Here is a 19,135-nt window from a genome sequence, read left to right on the forward strand (position 1 = left end):
GCTTCCTAAGCCCAGCACACCCGGGACGCAGCTCGCCACCTGACTCGCCAGGCGCGCCTCAAGCGGGGGTGATCTCGAGGACCAGGTCCCCGCCGTCGACCTGCTGCGTGCCGCTGAGGGCGATGCGCCGTACGGTGCCGGAGAATGGCGCGGTGATGGAGGCTTCCATCTTCATCGCCTCGATGGTGGCAACGGTGTCGCCGGCGGCCACGACGTCGCCGACCTTGACGACCGGGGTGACCACGCCACCGAACGGTGCGCCGACGTGCCCGGGGTCGGCCGGATTGACCTTCTCCTGGGCGGGTGCCTCGGTGGAGACGGCCCGGTCACGGACGTTGATCGGGCGGAGCTGGCCGTTGATCGTGCACATGACGGTGCGGATGCCGCGTTCGTCGGGGTCGCTGATCGACCGCAGGCCGAGGATGAGGGTCTTGCCCTCGTCGATGACGACCTCGTGCTCCTCGCCGGGCCGGAGTCCGTAGAGGTAGGCGAACGTGGGGAGGGTGGAGACGTCGCCGTACTTCTCGCGGGACTCGAGGAAGTCCCGGGTGGGGCCGGGGAAGAGCAGCGTGTTGAGGGTGAGCCTGGCATCCTTCTCCAGGCCGTGGCGTTCGTCGGGGGTCAGGCCGACGGTGGGGGCCTTGTGGGTGCGGCCGGCCAGTGCCTTGGTGCGGAACGGCTCGGGCCAGCCTCCGGGCGGGTCGCCGAGCTCCCCGGCCAGGAACCCGATGACGGAGTCGGGGATGTCGTACGCGCCGGGGTTGTCGGCGAAGGCGGCGGGGTCCGCTCCCACGGCGACCAGGTGAAGGGCGAGGTCGCCGACGACCTTGCTCGACGGGGTGACCTTGACGATGTTGCCGAGGATGCCGTTCGCGGCGGCGTACATGCTCTCGACCTGCTCGAACTTCTCGCCCAGACCGAGCGCGATGGCTTGCTGTCGAAGGTTGGACAGCTGGCCTCCGGGGATCTCGTGGGTGTACACGCGGCCGGTGGGGGACGGCAGTCCGGACTCGAAGGGGGCGTAGAGGCGGCGGGTGGCCTCCCAGTAGGGCTCGAGGTCGCAGACCGCGGCGAGGGAGAGCCCGGTCTCGCGATCGGTGTGGTCCGTCGCGGCGACCAGCGAGGAGAGCGCCGGCTGGCTGGTGGTCCCCGCCATGGCGGCGCAGGCGGCGTCGACGGCGTCGACCCCGGCGTCGATGGCCGCGAGGAGGGTGGCGAGCTGGCCGCCGGGGGTGTCGTGGGTGTGCAGGTGGACCGGCAGGTCGAAGCGCTCGCGGAGGGCGGTCACCAGTGTGCGGGCGGCCGGGGCGCGGAGCAGACCGGCCATGTCCTTGATCGACAGGATGTGGGCGCCGGCGCCGACGATGCGTTCGGCCAGGCGCAGGTAGTAGTCCAGTGTGTAGAGCGTCTCGCTGGGGTCGGACAGGTTGCCGGTGTAGCAGAGGGCGACCTCGGCGACAGCGGTTCCGGTGTCGCGGACGGCCTGGATCGCGGGGGCCATCTGGGACACGTCGTTGAGGGCGTCGAAGATCCGGAAGATGTCGATGCCGGTGGCGGCGGCCTCGTGGACGAAGGCCTCGGTCACCTCGGTCGGGTACGGCGTGTAGCCGACGGTGTTGCGGCCGCGCAGCAGCATCTGCAGACAGATGTTGGGGACCGCTGCGCGGAGCGCTTCCAGTCGCTCCCAGGGGTCCTCGGACAGGAACCGCAGCGCCACATCGTACGTCGCTCCGCCCCAGGCCTCCAGGGACAGCAGCTGGGGCGTGGTGCGGGCCACGTGTTCGGCGACGTTGAGCAGGTCCTTGGTCCGTACCCGGGTGGCGAGCAGCGACTGGTGGGCGTCGCGGAAGGTGGTGTCGGTGACCGCCACGGGGGTCTGCTGCCGCAGCGCCCGGGCGAACCCGACGGGGCCGAGTTCGAGGAGCCGCTGACGGGAGCCGTCGGAGAGGGCGCCCGGCCCGGTGGGCAGCTTGGCCAGGGGGTCGATGGTCGTCGGTGCCGGGCCGTGGGGCTGATTCACGGTCACGTCGGCGAGGAAGGTCAGCAGCTTGGTGCCGCGGTCGGCACTGGACCGGGCGGTCAGCAGCTGCGGGTGGGTCTCGATGAAGCTGGTGGTGAGCCGGCCGGCCCGGAAGTCGGGGTCGTCCAGGACCGCCTGGAGGAATGGGATGTTGGTCGCGACGCCGCGGATGCGGAACTCCGCGACCGCGCGGCGGGCCCGGGCGACGGCAGTGGCGAAGTCGTGGCCCCGGCAGGTCAGCTTGGTCAGCATCGAGTCGAAGTGCGCCGACACCTCCGCGCCGGTGTACGTCGTACCCCCGTCGAGGCGGACCCCGGCCCCACCCGGCGAGCGGTACGTCGTGATCGTGCCCGTGTCGGGACGGAACCCGTTGGCCGGGTCCTCCGTGGTGATCCGGCACTGGAGGGCCGCGCCCCGCAGCCGCACCGAGTCCTGGGAGAGCCCGAGGTCGGCCAGGGTCGCACCCGAGGCGATCCGCAGCTGCGCCTGCACCAGGTCGACGTCGGTGACCTCCTCGGTCACGGTGTGCTCGACCTGGATCCGCGGGTTCATCTCGATGAACACATACGTGCCCGCCCGGTCGAGGAGGAACTCCACCGTGCCCGCGTTGACGTACCCGATCGCGCGCGCGAACCGCACCGCGTCGGCGCACATCCGGTCCCTCAAGTCCGGGTCGAGGCTCGGTGCCGGCGCGATCTCGACCACCTTCTGGTGCCGCCGCTGCACCGAGCAGTCCCGCTCGAACAGATGGATAACCTCGCCCGTGGCATCCGCCAGGATCTGCACCTCGATATGGCGGGGGTCGACCACCGCCTGCTCGATGAACACGGTCGGGTCCCCGAACGCAGCCTCGGCCTCACGCATGCACGTCTCCACCGCATCACGTAGACCAGTGGGCGAATCGACCCGGCGCATTCCCCGGCCACCACCGCCGGCGACCGCCTTGACGAACAGCGGATAGGGCATCGCAGTGGCAGCCTCGACCAGACCGTCCACGTCGGTCGACGGTGCGATGCTCGCCAGCGTCGGAACCCCGGCAGCCTTCGCCGCGGCGATGGCGCGCGCCTTGTTGCCCGTCAGGGTGAGCACATCGGCCGACGGGCCCACGAACGTGATGCCCGCCGCGGCACACGCCTCGGCGAGCTCAGGGTTCTCCGACAGGAAGCCGTAGCCCGGATACACCGCGTCCGCACCCGCGGACCGCGCCGTCTCCACGATCAGCCGCGGGTTCAGGTACGCCCGCACCGGGTGCCCACGCTCTCCGATCTGGTACGCCTCGTCCGCCTTCAGCCGGTGCTCCGAACCTCGGTCCTCGAACGGGAACACCGCCACCGTCTCGGCCCCCAGCTCGTACGCTGCGCGTAAGGCACGGATGGCGATCTCACCTCGGTTGGCGACGAGGACTTTGCTGAACATGGGGGGACCTAGCCTTCCTTGCGCTGGGAGGTCTCGGCCGGACATGCCAGACCCTGCAACAGACCATCGCACAGCCCGGTGGCCCCGGACCATGGCGGGGCCAGGCCGTAGCGCCGCCCGTCGAGCCAGGCAAGCACCGGCGCATGGTCTTGATCGCCTTGTCGAGGCTTACCTTGTGTCTGCCCGTGCCGTTGATCGCGAGGCGGGCCGCGTTGATCGCCTTGACCGACGCGATCGCGTTGCGTTCGATGCAGGGGATCTGCACCAGGCCGCCGACGGGGGCGCAGGTGAGCCCGAGGTTGTGCTCGATCCCGACCTCGGCGGCGTTCTCCTCGTTGACCGCGAGCGCGAACAGGTTCACCCAGTCCATCACCCGCAGCGGGTCGTCGGACCCGGCTCCGGACGCGAGATCGCGATGCAGCGCGGGCGCTCGGCGCGGGACCTTCAGCCCGCCCGGTCGTAGTCATCCACGACAATCGCTACCGAATCGCGCACAGGACGGCGCGGGAGGGGGCGAGGGCCTCGCTCCGGTCGCGCGTTCAGACCGTTTCGGCGCCGGCCACCCCGACCTGCCGCCACAGGTCATCGTCGAGTTGCTCGCCGATGACGACTGGCAAGTGGTGGAGGCGGCGGCCGCCAATCCGTCACTGCCGCTCGCGGTGATGTCGAAGCTGATGCCTTGACCGGTGACAAGGCGGATCGCAGGCTCCGGGCAGAGCACGCTGCTCGGCACCGCCCCCAGGGGCCGTTACCGCTGCGGGCGAAGCGTGCGAGGACCGCTCACACTGCCCCGAGCGAACCATCGCGGGTAGGCGCCCGCCACCCAGGCTCAGACGGACGGAAGCCGTCTCCCTTTGAGATGCGGGCGCTTACTACAGTACGGCGCGTGCCAGGGCGTTACCCTTGCCCGGCGCGACCGGCGCGGTCAGGAACACCGGCGTCTGGGCCATGAAACGCGGTCGCGTCCCCCGGTGCTCGTCGGCCGCGTGCACGGTCAGCGGGTGAACCAAGTACATGTCGCCCGGCTGCCCGGTCGCGTACGCCGTCGGCCTGTCCTTGGAAGCCGCATCCAGTAGCGGCCCAGCCTCGAACGGGTCGAGCACCTGCTCACCCAGCAGCCCGGCGGCGTCCCGATGCGAGCCCACCCTGATGCGGGTCGGCGCGTCGTCGTCCCCTGCCTCTGACAGCAACACCAGCAGCAACATCGTCTCCGGCCGTCCCGACACGGCCCACGAGCCGTCGGGCCGGGCCACAGAGGCGTCGATGTGCCAGCCCCGATCGTCGACCGGCGCCACACCGGGGAAGCGGATCGGCATGTTGCCGATGGCCCCAGGCGGCACCCACCCACCGGGGCCGGCCACCTCGTCCAACGCCTCACGCAGCCGCGGACTGCCCGCGAGCTCCCCGAAGGGCCCGTGGCCGGTCAGGTCGGCGGCCCATACCACGGGCTGTTGCCAGCCAGAGGGGTCGTCAGGCGATAGGCCGATCTGCTGCCATACCAGCGCCCTGGCCGCATCCCCGATCTCCCGGGGTACGGCCGCCTCCAGCTTGACGAACCCTTCGGCAATAAACCGGTCAACATCCACCATCGCCATACGAGCACCATAACGACGCCGTCCACCGATTTTCCGGACGCTACTCCTACCGATATGCAGGCATCAATCACTCATGCACCCTCAAAACGCCCACTCGGTTCAACTGACCGCAACGCGGAGACGCCGATGATGCGTATTGGTGTTACCGGCCATATGAGGAGTCGGTCGGCGCAGTGATCGACCGCGCCGCCCCGACCGCGACCGCGGCGATGAACACGCACACCGCGGCGATAGCCGGGTCGTAGACGGGGCTCAGGGACCACGAAACGTTGTAGGCGGCGTGGGCGAGTGTCGGGCCCGTCACCCCGGTTCCGGCCGCGTAGAGGTGGACCAAGACGATGCGGAATCCGACCGTGAACACGCATTGACCGACGATCCAGTCAAGCCCGTGCCCCTGCTGGACGTACGGGAGGACATGCCAGAGCGCCCAGATCACACCGATCACCGCACCGGCCCGTAGCGTGCCCAGCCGACGCAGCAACGGGCCGGTGGCATAGGCGCTCCAGCCCAGTTCCTCGGCCACGGCACTGATCAGGTAGAGCACGGCCAAACCGAAAACGGCGTCCCAGGTGACCACCGCACCCGGCGGCCCGGCCCCGGCCGCCACTGCGGCAGCGGCGACGACGAGCGGCATGAGCACGACCGACACCGCGTACCACGGCGCATCGGAAAGGCGCGGACGAGGCCACACTCCCCGCAGCCACGCGCGAACGCCTTCGCGACCGCGCACCAGAACGGCTGCGGCGATCACTGGGCAGACGAACATCAACGCCGAGACCGGCAGCTCGGCCAGCACCGTGCGCGACGGATCGTCCAGCAGCGGGCCCAGGACGTAGAACACCGCGCCGAAGCTGAAGACGAGCATCACGAACGGTCCGATCGGCTGGTCCGTCTCGTCGACCGACGGTCGAGCAGCCATGGTGAACCGCCTTCCTGCGCAGGGTCACCCTACTGGCGCGGCCCGGCGCCATGATCGGACAGGTTGTACACGCCCTGAGAGGGGGTCGGTAAGGAGTTCAAGCTCGATTCGGGATGAGCGAGGGGAAGACAAGCCCCCGCGCCGCCGTCAGTCGACGTAGCGCGGGAAGGGGTGTCGTAAGACTCGTGTCACCAGATACAGGCGTTCGCGTTGCGCCTGGTCAGAGCACCACCGGAATACGGAGGCAAGGGCCGCGCCGGATGGTTCTGAGCTCGAACAAGGCCGGATAAGTCCGGCACGATAACGCGATCATCGGTGTTTCCCCAGGTCGCGGTACTCGATGTCTATCTTTATGTCGACCTCGGACGCCGCGCCCCGCCCGTTTGGGCCTGGTGGCACGAGTCTTACCGACACCTCAATTCAACGAAGGTGTTGACGTTCACATGGGCAATGGTTATGTTCGCTAACGAGGCGCGGGTAGCGGCACCGCGAAGGCCACGGAATACGATGAGGAGTCATCGATGACTGAAACTCACACGTTGGTCACTCGGGAGTTAACCCCGGTCGTCGGCGCAGAGGTCCTGGATGTCGATGTCGACCGGCTCCGAAACGACGAAGATCTACCGCGTGCCGTTGCGGCGGCGCTCGAGAAGTTCCATGTGCTCTTGTTCCGCGAGTTGCACATCGACGACGAGACGCAGGTGGCGTTCTGTAAGAAGTGGGGTCCGGTGCAATCGCAGGCGGACTTCAGTAGGAGGTTGACTCCGGGGCAATCGGTTCCTGAAGACCTGCATCCAGAGATCTTCGAGGTGAGTTGGAATCCCGACAACCCATACGGGGATCAGCTCCGGGGTAACGTCTTCTGGCACCTTGACGGCATTCTCAATTCAGACCGTCCAACGAAGGCGGCGATGATGAGCGCCAAGGTGGTCACGCCTGCCGGCCAGGGCGGCGAAACAGAGTTCGCCAGCAGTTATGGCGCCTACGATCTGCTGTCCGACGAGGAGAAAGAACGCTACGCCGACCTCCGGGCCGTCTACAGTTTTGAAGCGACTCAACGCCGGGTTTTCCCGGACCCGACAGATGAGCAGGTCGCCGAGTGGCGGAACCGGGAAATCAGCACGCGAGAACATCCGCTCGTGTGGACGCACGCCGACGGTCGACGGTCGCTCGTGCTGGGCGGGCACCAGGACCACGTGGTTGGGATGGAGGTCGAGGAGGGACGAGCTCTGCTCGACGATCTGCTCGATCGAGCGACGTCGCCGGACCGGGTCTACAGCCACACATGGTCGGTGGGCGATACCGTCATCTGGAACAACTATGGCGTCTACCATCGCGCGAGGCCCTTCGATCCGAGCACACGCCGTAGAATGCACCGCACAACCATTCTTGGCAACGAGCCGATCCGCTGAGCCGAGCCTCGGTCGCGGGAGTGATGGACGGGTCGAATGATTGAGGGTTGTTCACCCGGCCTCGCCCGTCAGGGAACTGAGATAATCGGTGTCATGCTGCGCGGCGTGCCAATTCGATCGCATGCTGAGCACCGCGTCGAGGTGTCGGTAAGAATCGTGCCATCAGGCCCAAACGGGCGGGGCACGGCGTCCGAGGCTGACATGAAGACAGATATCGAGTACCGCGATCTGGGGAAAGCCGGTGATCGCGTTATCGTGCCGGACTTATCCGGCCTTGTTCGAGCTCGGAACCATCTGGCGTGGCCCTTTCCTCCGTATTCCGGTGGTGCTCTGACCGGGCGCAACGCGAACGCCTATATCTGGTGACACGAGTCTTACCGACCCCGAATTGCTTGGATGCCCGCGTGGCCGAGTCATTTCCTCTGCCCATGTGAACATCAACATCTTCGTTGAATTTGGGTGTCGGTAAGACTCGTGCCACCAGGCCCAAACGAGCGGGGCGCGGCGTCCGAGGCTGACATAAAGCCAGATATCGAGTACCGCGACCTGGGAAAACACCGGTGATCGCGTTATCATGCCGGACTTATCCGGCCTTGTCTGAGCTCGGAACCATCCGGCACGGCCCTTTCCTCCGTATCCCGGTGGTGCTCTGACCAGGCGCAACGCCCAGCACCGGCCCTCCGGGGTCGGTGAGGATCGCGACACGTAGGTGGCCGGTGAGAGCCGGCTTGGCGCCTCAGCGGGCGGAGTCGGTGGGGGTGCCCTGTGTCGCGTCGCGGATGGCTCGGGCGGCGTTGATCAGACCGATGTGGCTGAAGGCTTGCGGGAAGTTTCCGATGGGCTCTCCGGTGACGGAGTCGACCTCCTCGGCCAGTAGGCCCACGTCGTTGGCGTAGGAGGCCGCGGTCTGGAACACCCGCTTGGCGAGGGCGCCCTCGCCGGTGAGGGCCAGGGCGTGGGCGAGCCAGAAGGTGCACAGCAGGAACGTGCCCTCCCGGCCGGGGAGCCCGTCGGCGACGTTGTAGCGGTGCACCAGGCCCCTGACGTCGGTCAGGCGCACGGCGATGGCGTCCACGGTGGCCCGCACCCGGGGGTCGTCGCCGGGCAGGAACCCGACCAGGGGCATCATCAGCGCGGAGGCGTCCAGCTCGGTGCCGGTGAACGTCTGGGTGAAGACGCCCATCTGCTGGTTCCAGCCGTGGGTCAGGATCGCGGCGCGGATCTGCTCGCGGGTACGTGTCCAGTCGGCGACGCGGCCGGTGGCCCCCAGCAGTGGGGCGAGGGCGATGGCCCGGTCCATGCCCACCCAGCACATGAGCTTGGAGTGCAGGAAGTGCCGGCTGGGGCCCCGTATCTCCCAGAGGCTCTGGTCCGGTTCCCGCCAGCGGCGGGCGGCCGTCTCGGCCACTCCGACCAGGAAGGAACGGACGAGTGGGTCGAGGTGGCCGGCGTCGCGGTAGATCTGGTGGGCCGCGTCGAGCAACTCCCCGTAGACGTCGGTCTGGCGTTGCAGCCATGCGTCGTTGCCGACGCGCACGGGGGCGCTGCCCCGCCAGCCGGTCAGGTGTGGCAGCGGCCGTTCACTCAGGTCGCGCTCGCCGCCTATGCCGTACATGATCTGCAGATCCATGCCGAGGCCGAGCCGGGTGGCCGAGGCGCGGGCGAGGAAGGCGAAGAACGCGGTCTCCTCCATCTCGCACGCGGCCGTGGCGAGGGCCTGCAGGGTGAAACTGGTGTCGCGGATCCAGGTGTAGCGGTAGTCCCAGTTCCGCTCTCCACCGATGTTCTCGGGTAGCGAGGTGGTGGCCGCGGCGACGATGGCTCCGGTGGGGGCGAACGTCAGCGCCCGCAGCACCCGCCCGCTCTGGCCGACCTGATCCTGCCATGGACCTTGGTAGCGCGCGTGCAACCGGGACCAGGAACGCCAGCCCGCGACGGTGTCCTTGAGGCGGTGGTGGACGTGCCGCGGAGGCCGACGCGGGGGTTCGGGGCCCCAGGCCCAGCCGGCCTGCAGCGCCAGGCCGAGGCGTTCTCCGGCTCGCAGGGTGACCGTGGTGTCCGCGACCGAACCGCTCACCCGCAGTTCGAGGGGGGTCGACAGGGTGAGGACCAGGGCGCCGCCGTGTGCCACCAGGCCGCCGCGGATCGGTTGCATCAGCGGCTGGACGAGCCCGAACTCGGGCCGCGGCGCGTACACCACCTCCACGGGCACGCGTCCTTCGACACAGGTCACCTCGCGCAGCAGGATCCCGGGCGAGGAGGCGCCCATCGAGTGACCTCGTTCCCTGTTGCCCAGGGCCAGCGCATCGAGGAGCACCACGGTTCCGTCCGTGCCGCGGAAGGTGGTCTCCAGCACCAGGGTGTCGTTCAGGTATCTACGGGTGACCTCCGCGGGCCGGGTGGGGCGGATGGACCAGTATCCGGCATTCTCGTCGAGCAGCCGGGCGAAGATCGACGGGCTGTCGAAGCGCGGCATGCAGAGCCAGTCCACCGAGCCGTCGGAGGTGACCAGGGCCGCGGATCGGCAGTCCCCCAGCAGGGCGTGGTCGCTGATCGGCCGCGTGCTCAAGGAGGCATCCTGGGTCGCGGCGGCCGGAGGCGGGTTCGCGATCCGGAGGAGGACCTGTCCCGGCGCAGTCGAATCGCGTAGGCGAGTGCCGATCCGGCGAAGAGCACGCCGGTCACCAGCAGCCATCGGCCCAGGTACGGGCTGGTGTCCAGCCCCGATGCCTTCCTATAGTTGTGCTCGGCGAACCGGAGGATGAGGGGAAACCAGACGAGCAGCAGCAGTCCGGACAGCGCGGCCGGTACGCGCAGGTAGTTGACCAACGGTGGCCACTGGACGGGGCCGGACGGCGGCCTGCGGCGATGCCACGGCCGGCGCTGCACGACGATGTCGGCGAGGGAGTAGAGCGGGTACAGCAGGAGGTCGTGGATGATCGCGGCGCCGACGAACCACACCAGGAAACCGGCCAGGATGCCGGCGGCGACGACGCGGCCGGCGGCGTACCCGGCCAGCGCGAAGCAGGCGATCAGTGTCAGCAGGTGCAGCGGGTCGGCCCCGTAGCGGGTCGAGACCCACCGGTACACGCCACGGATTCTGGAAGGCATGGCCCGTCCCCTACGCCGCCGGGTGGAAGCTGAGCTTGCGGACCCACTTGGTGTTGTGCACGCCGGGGATGTTCGGGCCGATGACCCTGGCGGGAAAACCGTGATCGAGGGAGAGATCGGCGCCGTTGACCCGCAACGCCAGCAGGGAACGGGGGTCGGCCACCTGCCGGGCGCTCAGCGACGCCTGGCCGAAGGCGCCCCCGCGTTCGAGGGACTCGACGAACACCTCCACCGTGCCGGGCGGCATCCCCGCCAGCCGGGCCAGATCGGCCAGCCGTACGCCGGTCCAGGTCTGCTCGGTCGACCACCCCTCCACGCACGCGATCGGCAGCGCGTAGGTGTGCTGCGGCATCGCCAGCAGCTGCGCGCGGTCCAGGCGGACCGGGTGCGCTCCGGCCAGTTCCAGCCGCCAGCGCGGGCCGGTGCCGGCCGGATCGATGTCCGCGGCGGCCGCGGTCCTGTTCACCTGGAAATCGTTGGGGCCCGGGCCGTAAACCCGTCCGCGCGGGGCCAGCAGCGCGGTGCGGCGCATCGGCCCGTCCATGGTCTGGCCGACCGACAGGCCGAACATCGTCAGCGAGGCGCCACCGACGAAGGCGAGCGCGCCCCGCCGCGAGATGGTGGGTGCCGCCGGGCGCACGGGGACCAGGCCATCGGGATCGGGCGGTTCCGGCCGGGTGTCCCGCAGGCCGGTACGCAGCTCGCGGCGGATGCTCCGCGACCGCAGCGACCGGATCATCTTCGGCAGCTTGAAGGCGACGTGGACGACGAACGCCGCGAGGAAGATCCACGCGCCGTACAGGTGCGCCGGGTAGAAGGAGAACGGGAAGACGTAGAAGACCTGGACATTCAAGATGCCGGTGACGAATTCGAACACCGCGCCGCCGACCAGGAGCAGCAGGCTGGCCCGCTCCACCGCCTCGGCGAGGGATCGGGCCGGCGGCCAGAGGAACAGTTTGGGGATGACCGACCACAGCTTGGCCAGCAGCACCGGTACCAGCGTCAGCCCGAGGATGACGTGAGTTCCCTGGGTGAGCCGGTAGAGCCAGGACGGGTGCGTCGGCCAGTCGAAGAGGTAGAAGCCGAGCAGCCCTCGCTCGGGAGTCGTGTCGTTGACCGGCAGCCGCGGGTTGTAGGCGGCGTAGGAGATCAGTCCGGTGATCGCGACGATCGTGATCCCGACCAGCAGGACGAGGCCGAGCACCGACGTCAGCCACGGGCCGCGCAGCGGGCTGCGCCAGAACTCCGGCCGGAACGGGCCGGGTGGTGGGTGTGCTGTCAGCCACGCTCTCGGGCTCGTGGCTTTCGTGCCCGCTCCCGTGGCGGGCTCGCGGTCGTTCTGAGCGCCTCCCGGCGGTGGCCGATCCGACACCGATCACCCCCGAATCCGTGCCCCCGCAGCGAGACAGGTGTTTCGACCTCGGGGCGCCTAATATCGGAAATGTACCTTTCGAGCATTGTAGCGTACCGCTGTCGAATGATCACGGAGCGCGGTCGAATGTCTGGGGCTCGCGTGGGCGACGGCGGTCAGCCGAGCCGGCGTGCGGCCTCCGCGCAGGATCCTCGCCCCAGGGGCAGCCACAGGGTCATGGGCCGCAACGGTGACCCGCCGATCGGACCGAACGCTCCGTCCGGAACGTCCGCCATCAGCCTCTCGGGACAGGGGCGGTAGTACCGTGTCAGGTCGGGGGGAAATCCATCGAGGTCGGCGGGGTGCTCGACCACGATGGCGGCGAATCGCCGTCCGGCCACCGCGCGGGCGATGCTGCGCTCCAGTTCTCCTCGGGCGGCGCGGTCGGTACCCCGTAGAACGCGGTCGGTACCCCGTAGAACGTCGTGCACGGCCGCTCGGTGGGCCACGGGCGGCAGCCCCGCGGCCATGATCAGGCCCGGATCGGAGAAGACCGCCACCGGCCCGTCGAAACCCGCTGCCCACGCTCGGAGCCGATCACCGACGCGGCGTTCGGCGGCGCTCGGAACCGCCTGGCCCACGGCGAAGGTGGTCGTCGCGAGGACGGCGATCTGCAGCAGAACCAGCGCCCCGGCCACCGCCCCGCCCGCCCTCGAACCGCCCATCCCGATCCCGGCGAGCAACGCCACCGCCGCGTAGACAGGGAGCATGTTGTTCACCGCGCCGCCGGTGTGCAGCAGCCCGGCGTACCCCTCCACGGCGAGCGCGAGACAGCCCATGGCGAGAACCGGCGGGGTCCGCCGTAGCGCGAGCAGGGCGGCCCCGAGCGCGATGCCGAGGGTGGGAAGCAGGTACCACGTCCAAAATCCCGTCACCGCGGAGTGCTCAAGGGGGTGCTGGGCCAGCAGTTCGACGACATAGAACACGTACCAGCCGTGGCTGGTCACCTCCCACAGGAGGGTGGTCAGCCCGGCCACTGCCGCGAAGGTCACCGCCAGCACCCCGCCCAAGCGGCGCCGGGGGCCGAACAGCAGCGCCGCCGTGATCGCCGCCGCCTCGGCGAGCGCGCTCTGTTTGGTGAGGAAGGCCGCGGCGAGCAGCAGTCCGGCGGCCATCGCGCCGCGTGGCCGTCGCATCCACCGGGCGGCGTACAGCCCGGCGAGGCTGAAGGCGAGGAACAGCGAGTCCACCCGGGCGAAGTCGAACCAGGTCCCGGCGGCGAAGTAGGTCGCGGCGTACAGTCCCGCCGCGGCGACCCCGGCGGCCAGGTCTCCGGTCTCGCGCTGGACCAGCCGGGCCAGCAGGACGAAGCAGCCGAGGGCGGCGAGGAGCGAGACCAGACGGAGCGGGAGATAGGAGACCCCCAGCACGCGGGCCAGGCCCGCCGAGGCGGCGAAATACAGCGGGGGGTAGGCATCGGGCACGTAGTCGACCGTCGGAGCGGCGTACAGCGGCCGGCCGCCGAGCAGCCGGTCCATCTCGACCAGGGAGTTGCCTTCCAGCCACTCCAGAGCGTACGGGTGGCCCACCCGGCTCACGGCGGCACCCAGGTATACGGCGATCGCGACGAGTCCCGCCGCGGCGGAGAGGAGGATCGGAACCCGCGCGGCGCCACCCCCGAGACCGGAGGGCAGACGGGGTGTCCAGCGCGGAAGGCGGAGGCGGGGAGCCGGCGGGCCGAAGGTCCCAGCACTCACGGCGGGGCTTCGGCGTCGCCCCGGCAAACTGGGAACACATCCACGGCCACACCGTCACGCTAACGGCGAAGCCCCGCGAAGGCTCTCTCCCACGCCGACGTGGCGCACGTCCGCGCCCGCTCCGTTCCTCAAAGGCCGTCAGGGCGGCCCTCCCGGCCTCCTGGGCCGATGAGGAACGTCGCACTAACGTTGATCTGGTGAAAGTGCTGGTCACCGGCATGGCCGGGTTCATCGGAAGTCATGTGGCCGAGGCGCTGGAGGCCGCCGGCCACGAGGTCACCGGCCTCGACCGCCGGCCCGCGGGCGGCTGCCAGGCCGGTGACGTGCGCGACGCGGAGCCGCTCACCCGGTCGCTGCGCGGGGTGGACGCGGTGGTCCACCAAGCCGCGAAGGTGGGTCTCGGGGCCGGCGTCTCCGACCTGCCGGACTACGCGTCGGTCAATGTGTACGGCACCGCCGTACTTCTGGCCGCCATGGCGGAGCACGATGTGCGGCACCTGGTCCTGGCCTCGTCGATGGTCGTGTACGGCGAGGGCGCCTACGACTGCCCCGCGCACGGCCGGGTCCGGCCGGGTCCCCGCGCACGGGAGGATCTCGCCCGTGGCGTGTTCGAACCCCGCTGCCCGCGGTGCGGAGCGGAGCTGACCCCCGCCGCGATCGACGAGGACGCGCCCGCCGATCCCCGCAACGCCTACGCCACCACCAAGCTCGCGCAGGAGCACCTGGCCGCCAACTGGGCACGAGAGACCGGCGGCACCGCGGTCGCGCTGCGCTACCACAACGTCTACGGATCGAGAATGCCCAGGGACACCCCCTACTCCGGGGTGGCGGCCGTTTTCAGGTCCGCCCTGGAAGCCGGCAGGACACCCCGGGTGTTCGAGGACGGCCGCCAGCGGCGTGACTTCGTCCACGTCCGGGACGTCGCCCGCGCCAACCTCGCGGCCCTCGAAACGGACACCTCTCCGGGATCGCTGACGGTCTGCAACGTGGCGAGCGGCGAACCGCACACGATCGGGGAGATGGCCGCCGCGCTCGCGGCCGAGTACGGCGGTCCCGAGCCGGTCACCACAGGTGAGTACCGTCTCGGTGACGTGCGGCACATCGTCGCGACCTCCGATCGCGCCGCGCGTGACCTCGGATTCCGCGCGGAGATCGGGTTCGCCGAGGGAATGCGTGACCTCGCCGTGGCACCACTCGGATGAGGCGATTCCCTGCTGGGCTTCCGAATCTTCTCACTACGGGCCCGAACTGGTCATTTCTCGGAAGGACATCACCCTCCCATAAGGGGTGAGCGCGCCCCACGGCTTTACCGTCAGACCATGGGGGTCGACGTGGTGCTGCCCTGCCTGGACGAGGAGGCGGCTTTGCCGTGGGTGCTCGGACGCATGCCGGAGGGCTACCACCCGATCGTGGTCGACAACGGCTCGACCGACGAATCCGCGCGGGTCGCCGGCGAGTTCGGCGCGACGGTGGTGTACGAACCCAGGATCGGGTTCGGTGCCGCCTGCCACGCCGGGCTGACGGCCGCGACGGCGGACATCGTGTGCTTCATGGACGCCGACGCGTCGCTGGACCCCGGGCAACTGCCGCGGGTCGCCTCCCCGGTCATGACCGGGGAGGCGGACCTGATCCTTGGCCGCCGTACCCCGCGTCCGGGCGCGTCGTGGCCGCTGCACGCCCGGCTCGGCAACGCCGTACTGGCCGGTCGTCTCCGCCACCGGACCGGCGCCGCCCTGCACGACCTCGGGCCGATGCGAGCGTGCAGGCGCGCCGACCTGCTCGCCCTGAAGCTGGCCGACCGGCGCTCCGGCTACCCGCTGGAGATGGTGCTGCGCGCGGCCACCGCAGGCTGGCGGATCGGTGAGGCCGAGGTGGACTACCTGCCCCGGACAGGCCGATCGAAGGTGACCGGTACCCTGCGCGGCACGCTGCGGGCCATCGGCGACATGCGCCGGGTCCTCACCGGCCGAGGGGACGGGGCGTGAGCCGGGCCAGGGCCGCGCGGTACGGCGCCGGGCCACTCGGTCCCGGGCGGATGGGGCCGTCCGAGGCCCAGATCGTGGTGATCGCCAAGGAGCCGGTACCCGGGAGGGTCAAGACCCGCCTCACCCCGCCCTTCACCCCGTGTGAAGCCGCGGCACTGGCGGCCGCCGCGCTGGAGGACACGCTGCGGACGGTCTCCCGCGTACCGGCGGCCCGCCGGGTGCTCGCGCTCGACGGTACCGCGGGAGCCTGGCTCCCCGAGGGGTTCACCCTGCTGCCGCAGCGCGGCTCCGGGCTGGACGAGCGGCTGGCGGCGGCCTTCGACGACGCCCACCGGCTCCTTCCCGCGCCCGTCGTGCTCATCGGCATGGACACCCCGCAGGTCACCGTGGCCATGCTGGCCACCGCCCTGTCCCTGCTCGGCCCGTACGACGCGGTGTTCGGCCCGGCGACCGACGGTGGGTTCTGGCTGCTCGGCCTGCGTGTCCCCAATCCCGCGCTGCTGCTCGGCGTCCCGATGTCGGAGCCGACCACGGGTGAGATCCAGTTGCGGAGACTGAACGAGGCCGGGCTGAGCATCGCCACGATGCCGCGCCTGACCGACGTGGACACCCCGGCGGACGTGTTCGCCGTGGCCGCGCTGACTCCGCGCTCCCTGTTCGCCGCCGCTCTGGCCGGAACGGGCACGCCGTAGTGATCGGCCTGCTCTATGCGGAATCCCTCAAGGGCGCCGCGGTGGAGATCGAGCACGCCGACGGCACCCGCCGGCCGCTGGACTCCGCCCGCTGGCTCCGGCCGGCTCCGGGTGACGAGGCGATCCTCTCCCAGTGCCTCGCCCCCGTCCTCGACATCGGGTGCGGGCCCGGCCGGTTCACCGTCGAGCTGGCCCGCCGTGCGGTGCCCACACTCGGCATCGACATCACCCCGTACGCCGTTCACCTCACCCGCCGCGCGGGCGGCCTCGTCCTGTGCTGCGACGTGTTCGGCCCCGTCGTCGGCAGCGGGCACTGGGCCACCGTGCTCCTCGCCGACGGCAACATCGGCATCGGCGGCGACCCGCACGCACTTCTCCGCCGCGTCCGCGAACTCGTCCGGCCGGGCGGGCAGATCCTCACCGAGGTCGAGCCCCCCGGCGTCGTCAGCCGCGTTGACCGGCTCCGCCTGCGCGGCCTCGGCCTCACCGGCGACTGGTTCACCTGGGCCAGGGTCTCCGTGACCGACTTTCCGAGCATGGCCCGGTCCGCCGGATTCACCGAGGTCGACTCATGGCAGGCCGACGACCGGTGGTTCGCCCGCCTGCACTGAGCTGAGACGGGAACCCCGGCAACGCGGCGGCTCGCCGACCCTCACCGACGAATACCGAGAATCGGCGAACGGTCGGTGAGGATCGCAACTTACGGCGAAACCGCCGGGAGGTAGGTGCAGCCCCTGTATCTCCTGCTCCTCGTCTCCGTGGTTGATGGCGAAGAGCCAGTCGCCGCGGCGGACGAGTTCCACGGGGGCGGGTTCCAGGCCCAGCAGGCGGGCGTAGGCGTCGTCGGACAGGCGGGTGGAGATGTAGAGGGCGGTGCCGGAGCCGTACGGGTGGCGGGTGATCGCGGGCCGGCCGGACAGCGGGGTGCCCAGGGCGTGCGGGCCGGTGTAGACGGCCAGTGCCTCGGCGCCCTCCAGGTGCACGTGCTCGCTCCAGAACGTGCCGGTCTCCGGCCGGTCGCCGGGGAACGTCGTCCCGCCCTGGGGGGAGGCGATCCGGGGGACGAGGACATCAGGGGCGGACAGGGTGAGGGCGACCTCTGGGGGCAACGGGTGGAACTCCTCGACCCTGATGCCCAGGAGGTCGCGGAGGGCGCCGGGGTAGCCGCCGAGACGGACGCGGGCGTGTTCGTCGGCGACGCCGCTGAGGTAGGAGACCACCAGGGTGCCGCCGCCCGCGACGTAGCGGCGCAGGTTCTCGGCGTCGGCGTCACAGATGAGGTAGAGGCTCGGGACGAGGACGAGCGGGTACGCCGACAGGTCGGCGGAGGGGTGGACGAGGTCGGCGGTGACGCCGTGCCGGTAGAGCACCCGGTGCGCCTGGCGTACGGCCTCGGTGTAGTTCAGTTCGGTGGAGGGCAGGCCGGGGGCCTGGAGTGCCCAGTTCGCCTCGACGTCCCAGAGGATCGCGGCCCCGGCCTCGACGGGGGCCGCGCAGGCGTCCTCCAGGGTGGGCAGCAGCGCGCCCAGGTCGCAGATCTCGCGGAAGATCCGCGAGTCCGGTCCGGCGTGCGGCACCATGCCCGCGTGCCAGAGTTCGGCGCCGCCCCGGGAGGCCCGCCACTGGAAGAACATCGCCCCCCGCGAGCCCCGCGCGATGTGCGACAGGCTCAGCCTGGTGATCTCACCGGGCCGCTTGGCCAGCATCCGGGGGCCGGTGTAGGTGACCACCGCCTGCTCCATCAGCAGCCAGGGCTTCCCGGTGGCCGGGCGATGTGCCGGGTCGTCGGCCGAGTCGCGCGTCGGACCGGCTGAGCTGAGCGCTGGATGCGAGGCCGAGCCGTGAGCCAGGTCGGAGGCTGAGTCGTGTGTCGGACCGGCTGAGCCGTGCACCGGGTCGTCGGCCGAGCTGTGTGTCGGACCGGCTGAGCCGTGTGCCGGGTCGGAGGCTGAGCCATGCGTCGGAGTCGAGGCCCAGCCGCGGGCCAGGTCGGCGGCGAAGGCGGTCTCTGCGGGCGGGTCGGCGGACGGGTAGTGGTCGATGGCCACCAGGTCGACCTCGGCCGCCCAGTGCCGTTGGTTCACCGGGACCCAGTCGCCGAGGACGAAGTTCGTGGTGACCGGGACGTCCGGGGTGAGCTCGCGCAGCACCGCCTTCTGCTCGCGGAAGTGGTCGAGCATCGCGTCGGAGACGAACCGCCGGAAGTCCAGGACCTGGGCGGGGTTGGGCAGGTACTGGGTGGCGCGGGGCGGGGTGATCTGCTCCCAGGCGGAGTAGTGCTGGCTCCAGAACGAGGTGGTCCAGGCGTCGTTCAGCGCCTCCAGGGTGCCGTGCCGTGCCCGCAGCCAGATCCTGAAGGCGTCGGCGGCGTGGTCGCAGTGGCAGGTGGTGCCGTACTCGTTGTGCACGTGCCACATGGCCAGCGCCGGGTGGTCGCGGTAGCGCTCGGCGAGTGTACGGGCGATCCCGGCACAGGCGGCGCGGTAGGCGGGGGAGTGCACGCAGTAGGTGTCGCGGCTGCCGTGGGTGAGCCGGGTGCCGCCGGGGGTGACGGTGAGGGCGTCGGGGTGGGCGAGGCCGAACCAGGGGGGAGGGGAGGCGGTCGGGGTGGCCAGGTTGACCCCGACCCCGCCCTCGTGCAGCAGGTCGAGGACGTGGTCGAGCCAGCCGAAGTCGTAGGCGCCCGGTGTGGGCTCCAGCCGTGCCCAGGAGAACACCCCGACGCTGACCAGGTTGACCCCGGCCCGGCGCATCAGCTCGACGTCCTCCTTCCAGACCTCCTCCGGCCACTGCTCGGGGTTGTAGTCCCCGCCGTAACACAGCCCGCCGAACCCTCGGGGCCAGTCCACCGGCCACTCCCTTATTTGGATGGAATCT

General features: G+C 70.4%; 14 protein-coding genes and 1 pseudogene. 6 read left to right on the top strand and 9 right to left on the bottom strand.

All coding sequences use genetic code 11. The features are described from left to right. Positions 1 to 58: 58 nt before the first annotated feature. The 4 genes and pseudogenes from ABT061_RS02280 to ABT061_RS02295 form a co-directional block, all read right to left on the bottom strand. Positions 59 to 3,436 carry a pyruvate carboxylase gene (locus tag ABT061_RS02280; RefSeq protein ID WP_350911740.1) on the bottom strand — a complete coding sequence of 1,126 codons (3,378 nt, stop codon included), beginning with the start codon at positions 3,434 to 3,436 and terminating at the stop codon, positions 59 to 61. A gap of 139 nt (positions 3,437 to 3,575) precedes the next feature. Continuing rightward, positions 3,576 to 3,767: pseudogene (locus ABT061_RS48315) on the bottom strand (L-serine ammonia-lyase, iron-sulfur-dependent, subunit alpha); the annotation flags it as partial. Positions 3,768 to 4,308: 541 nt separating this feature from the next. Next, a complete protein-coding gene (locus ABT061_RS02290) occupies positions 4,309 to 5,031 on the bottom strand; it encodes a phytanoyl-CoA dioxygenase family protein (RefSeq protein ID WP_350911742.1) in 723 nt (240 codons plus the stop codon). A gap of 142 nt (positions 5,032 to 5,173) precedes the next feature. Next, a complete protein-coding gene (locus ABT061_RS02295; protein WP_350911744.1) occupies positions 5,174 to 5,950 on the bottom strand; it encodes a CPBP family intramembrane glutamic endopeptidase in 777 nt (258 codons plus the stop codon). Between the two features lie 521 nt (positions 5,951 to 6,471). Between ABT061_RS02295 and ABT061_RS02300 the strand changes: the two genes are divergently transcribed. Further along, a complete protein-coding gene (locus ABT061_RS02300) occupies positions 6,472 to 7,362 on the top strand; it encodes a TauD/TfdA dioxygenase family protein (protein WP_350911746.1) in 891 nt (296 codons plus the stop codon). Between the two features lie 93 nt (positions 7,363 to 7,455). Beyond that, positions 7,456 to 7,728, top strand: a complete 273-nt coding sequence (locus tag ABT061_RS02305; protein ID WP_350911747.1) for a hypothetical protein — start codon at positions 7,456 to 7,458, stop codon at positions 7,726 to 7,728. Between the two features lie 370 nt (positions 7,729 to 8,098). Here ABT061_RS02305 and ABT061_RS02310 read toward each other — a convergent pair whose 3' ends face one another. From ABT061_RS02310 to ABT061_RS02325, 4 genes are all read right to left on the bottom strand, one after another. Further along, positions 8,099 to 9,931, bottom strand: coding sequence for a glycoside hydrolase family 15 protein (locus ABT061_RS02310; RefSeq protein ID WP_350911749.1), 1,833 nt, complete (start codon positions 9,929 to 9,931; stop codon positions 8,099 to 8,101). Continuing rightward, positions 9,928 to 10,473: a hypothetical protein gene (locus ABT061_RS02315; RefSeq protein WP_350911751.1), complete on the bottom strand. Its 546-nt coding sequence runs from the start codon at positions 10,471 to 10,473 to the stop codon at positions 9,928 to 9,930. Before ABT061_RS02315 ends, ABT061_RS02310 begins: the two co-directional genes overlap by 4 nt. A gap of 10 nt (positions 10,474 to 10,483) precedes the next feature. Beyond that, entirely contained in the window at positions 10,484 to 11,845 is a 1,362-nt protein-coding gene (locus ABT061_RS02320; RefSeq protein ID WP_350911753.1) for a molybdopterin-dependent oxidoreductase, read from the bottom strand. Between the two features lie 155 nt (positions 11,846 to 12,000). Further along, complete coding sequence (locus tag ABT061_RS02325; protein ID WP_350911755.1) at positions 12,001 to 13,581, bottom strand: glycosyltransferase family 39 protein; 1,581 nt, start codon at positions 13,579 to 13,581, stop codon at positions 12,001 to 12,003. Positions 13,582 to 13,778: 197 nt separating this feature from the next. On the opposite strand from ABT061_RS02325, the gene ABT061_RS02330 reads away from it, so the two are divergent. From ABT061_RS02330 to ABT061_RS02345, 4 genes are all read left to right on the top strand, one after another. Further along, positions 13,779 to 14,783, top strand: coding sequence for an NAD-dependent epimerase/dehydratase family protein (locus tag ABT061_RS02330; RefSeq protein WP_350911757.1), 1,005 nt, complete (start codon positions 13,779 to 13,781; stop codon positions 14,781 to 14,783). 117 nt (positions 14,784 to 14,900) lie between these two features. After that, complete coding sequence (locus ABT061_RS02335) at positions 14,901 to 15,566, top strand: glycosyltransferase family 2 protein (RefSeq protein WP_350911759.1); 666 nt, start codon at positions 14,901 to 14,903, stop codon at positions 15,564 to 15,566. Continuing rightward, positions 15,563 to 16,258, top strand: coding sequence for a TIGR04282 family arsenosugar biosynthesis glycosyltransferase (locus ABT061_RS02340; protein ID WP_350911761.1), 696 nt, complete (start codon positions 15,563 to 15,565; stop codon positions 16,256 to 16,258). The genes ABT061_RS02335 and ABT061_RS02340 overlap by 4 nt, the downstream gene beginning before the upstream one ends. Further along, positions 16,258 to 16,869 carry a methyltransferase domain-containing protein gene (locus ABT061_RS02345; protein WP_350911763.1) on the top strand — a complete coding sequence of 204 codons (612 nt, stop codon included), beginning with the start codon at positions 16,258 to 16,260 and terminating at the stop codon, positions 16,867 to 16,869. The genes ABT061_RS02340 and ABT061_RS02345 overlap by 1 nt, the downstream gene beginning before the upstream one ends. Here ABT061_RS02345 and ABT061_RS02350 read toward each other — a convergent pair. Then, positions 16,828 to 19,107, bottom strand: a complete 2,280-nt coding sequence (locus ABT061_RS02350; protein ID WP_350911765.1) for a beta-galactosidase — start codon at positions 19,105 to 19,107, stop codon at positions 16,828 to 16,830. The two genes, ABT061_RS02345 and ABT061_RS02350, sit on opposite strands and share 42 nt — an antisense overlap. Between the last annotated feature and the right edge of the window lie 28 nt (positions 19,108 to 19,135).

It is taken from the genome of Streptosporangium sp. NPDC002544, from assembly GCF_040295965.1.
Taxonomy (GTDB): domain Bacteria; phylum Actinomycetota; class Actinomycetes; order Streptosporangiales; family Streptosporangiaceae; genus Streptosporangium.

Bases quoted from the DNA above. Each gene is read 5' to 3' on its own strand.
- ABT061_RS02290 (WP_350911742.1), bottom strand. From the start codon at position 5,031: ATGGCGATGGTGGATGTTGACCGGTTTATTGCCGAAGGGTTCGTCAAG.
- ABT061_RS02295 (WP_350911744.1), bottom strand. From the start codon at position 5,950: ATGGCTGCTCGACCGTCGGTCGACGAGACGGACCAGCCGATCGGACCG.
- ABT061_RS02300 (WP_350911746.1), top strand. From the start codon at position 6,472: ATGACTGAAACTCACACGTTGGTCACTCGGGAGTTAACCCCGGTCGTC.
- ABT061_RS02315 (WP_350911751.1), bottom strand. From the start codon at position 10,473: ATGCCTTCCAGAATCCGTGGCGTGTACCGGTGGGTCTCGACCCGCTAC.
- ABT061_RS02280 (WP_350911740.1), bottom strand. From the start codon at position 3,436: ATGTTCAGCAAAGTCCTCGTCGCCAACCGAGGTGAGATCGCCATCCGT.
- ABT061_RS02305 (WP_350911747.1), top strand. From the start codon at position 7,456: ATGCTGCGCGGCGTGCCAATTCGATCGCATGCTGAGCACCGCGTCGAG.
- ABT061_RS02335 (WP_350911759.1), top strand. From the start codon at position 14,901: ATGGGGGTCGACGTGGTGCTGCCCTGCCTGGACGAGGAGGCGGCTTTG.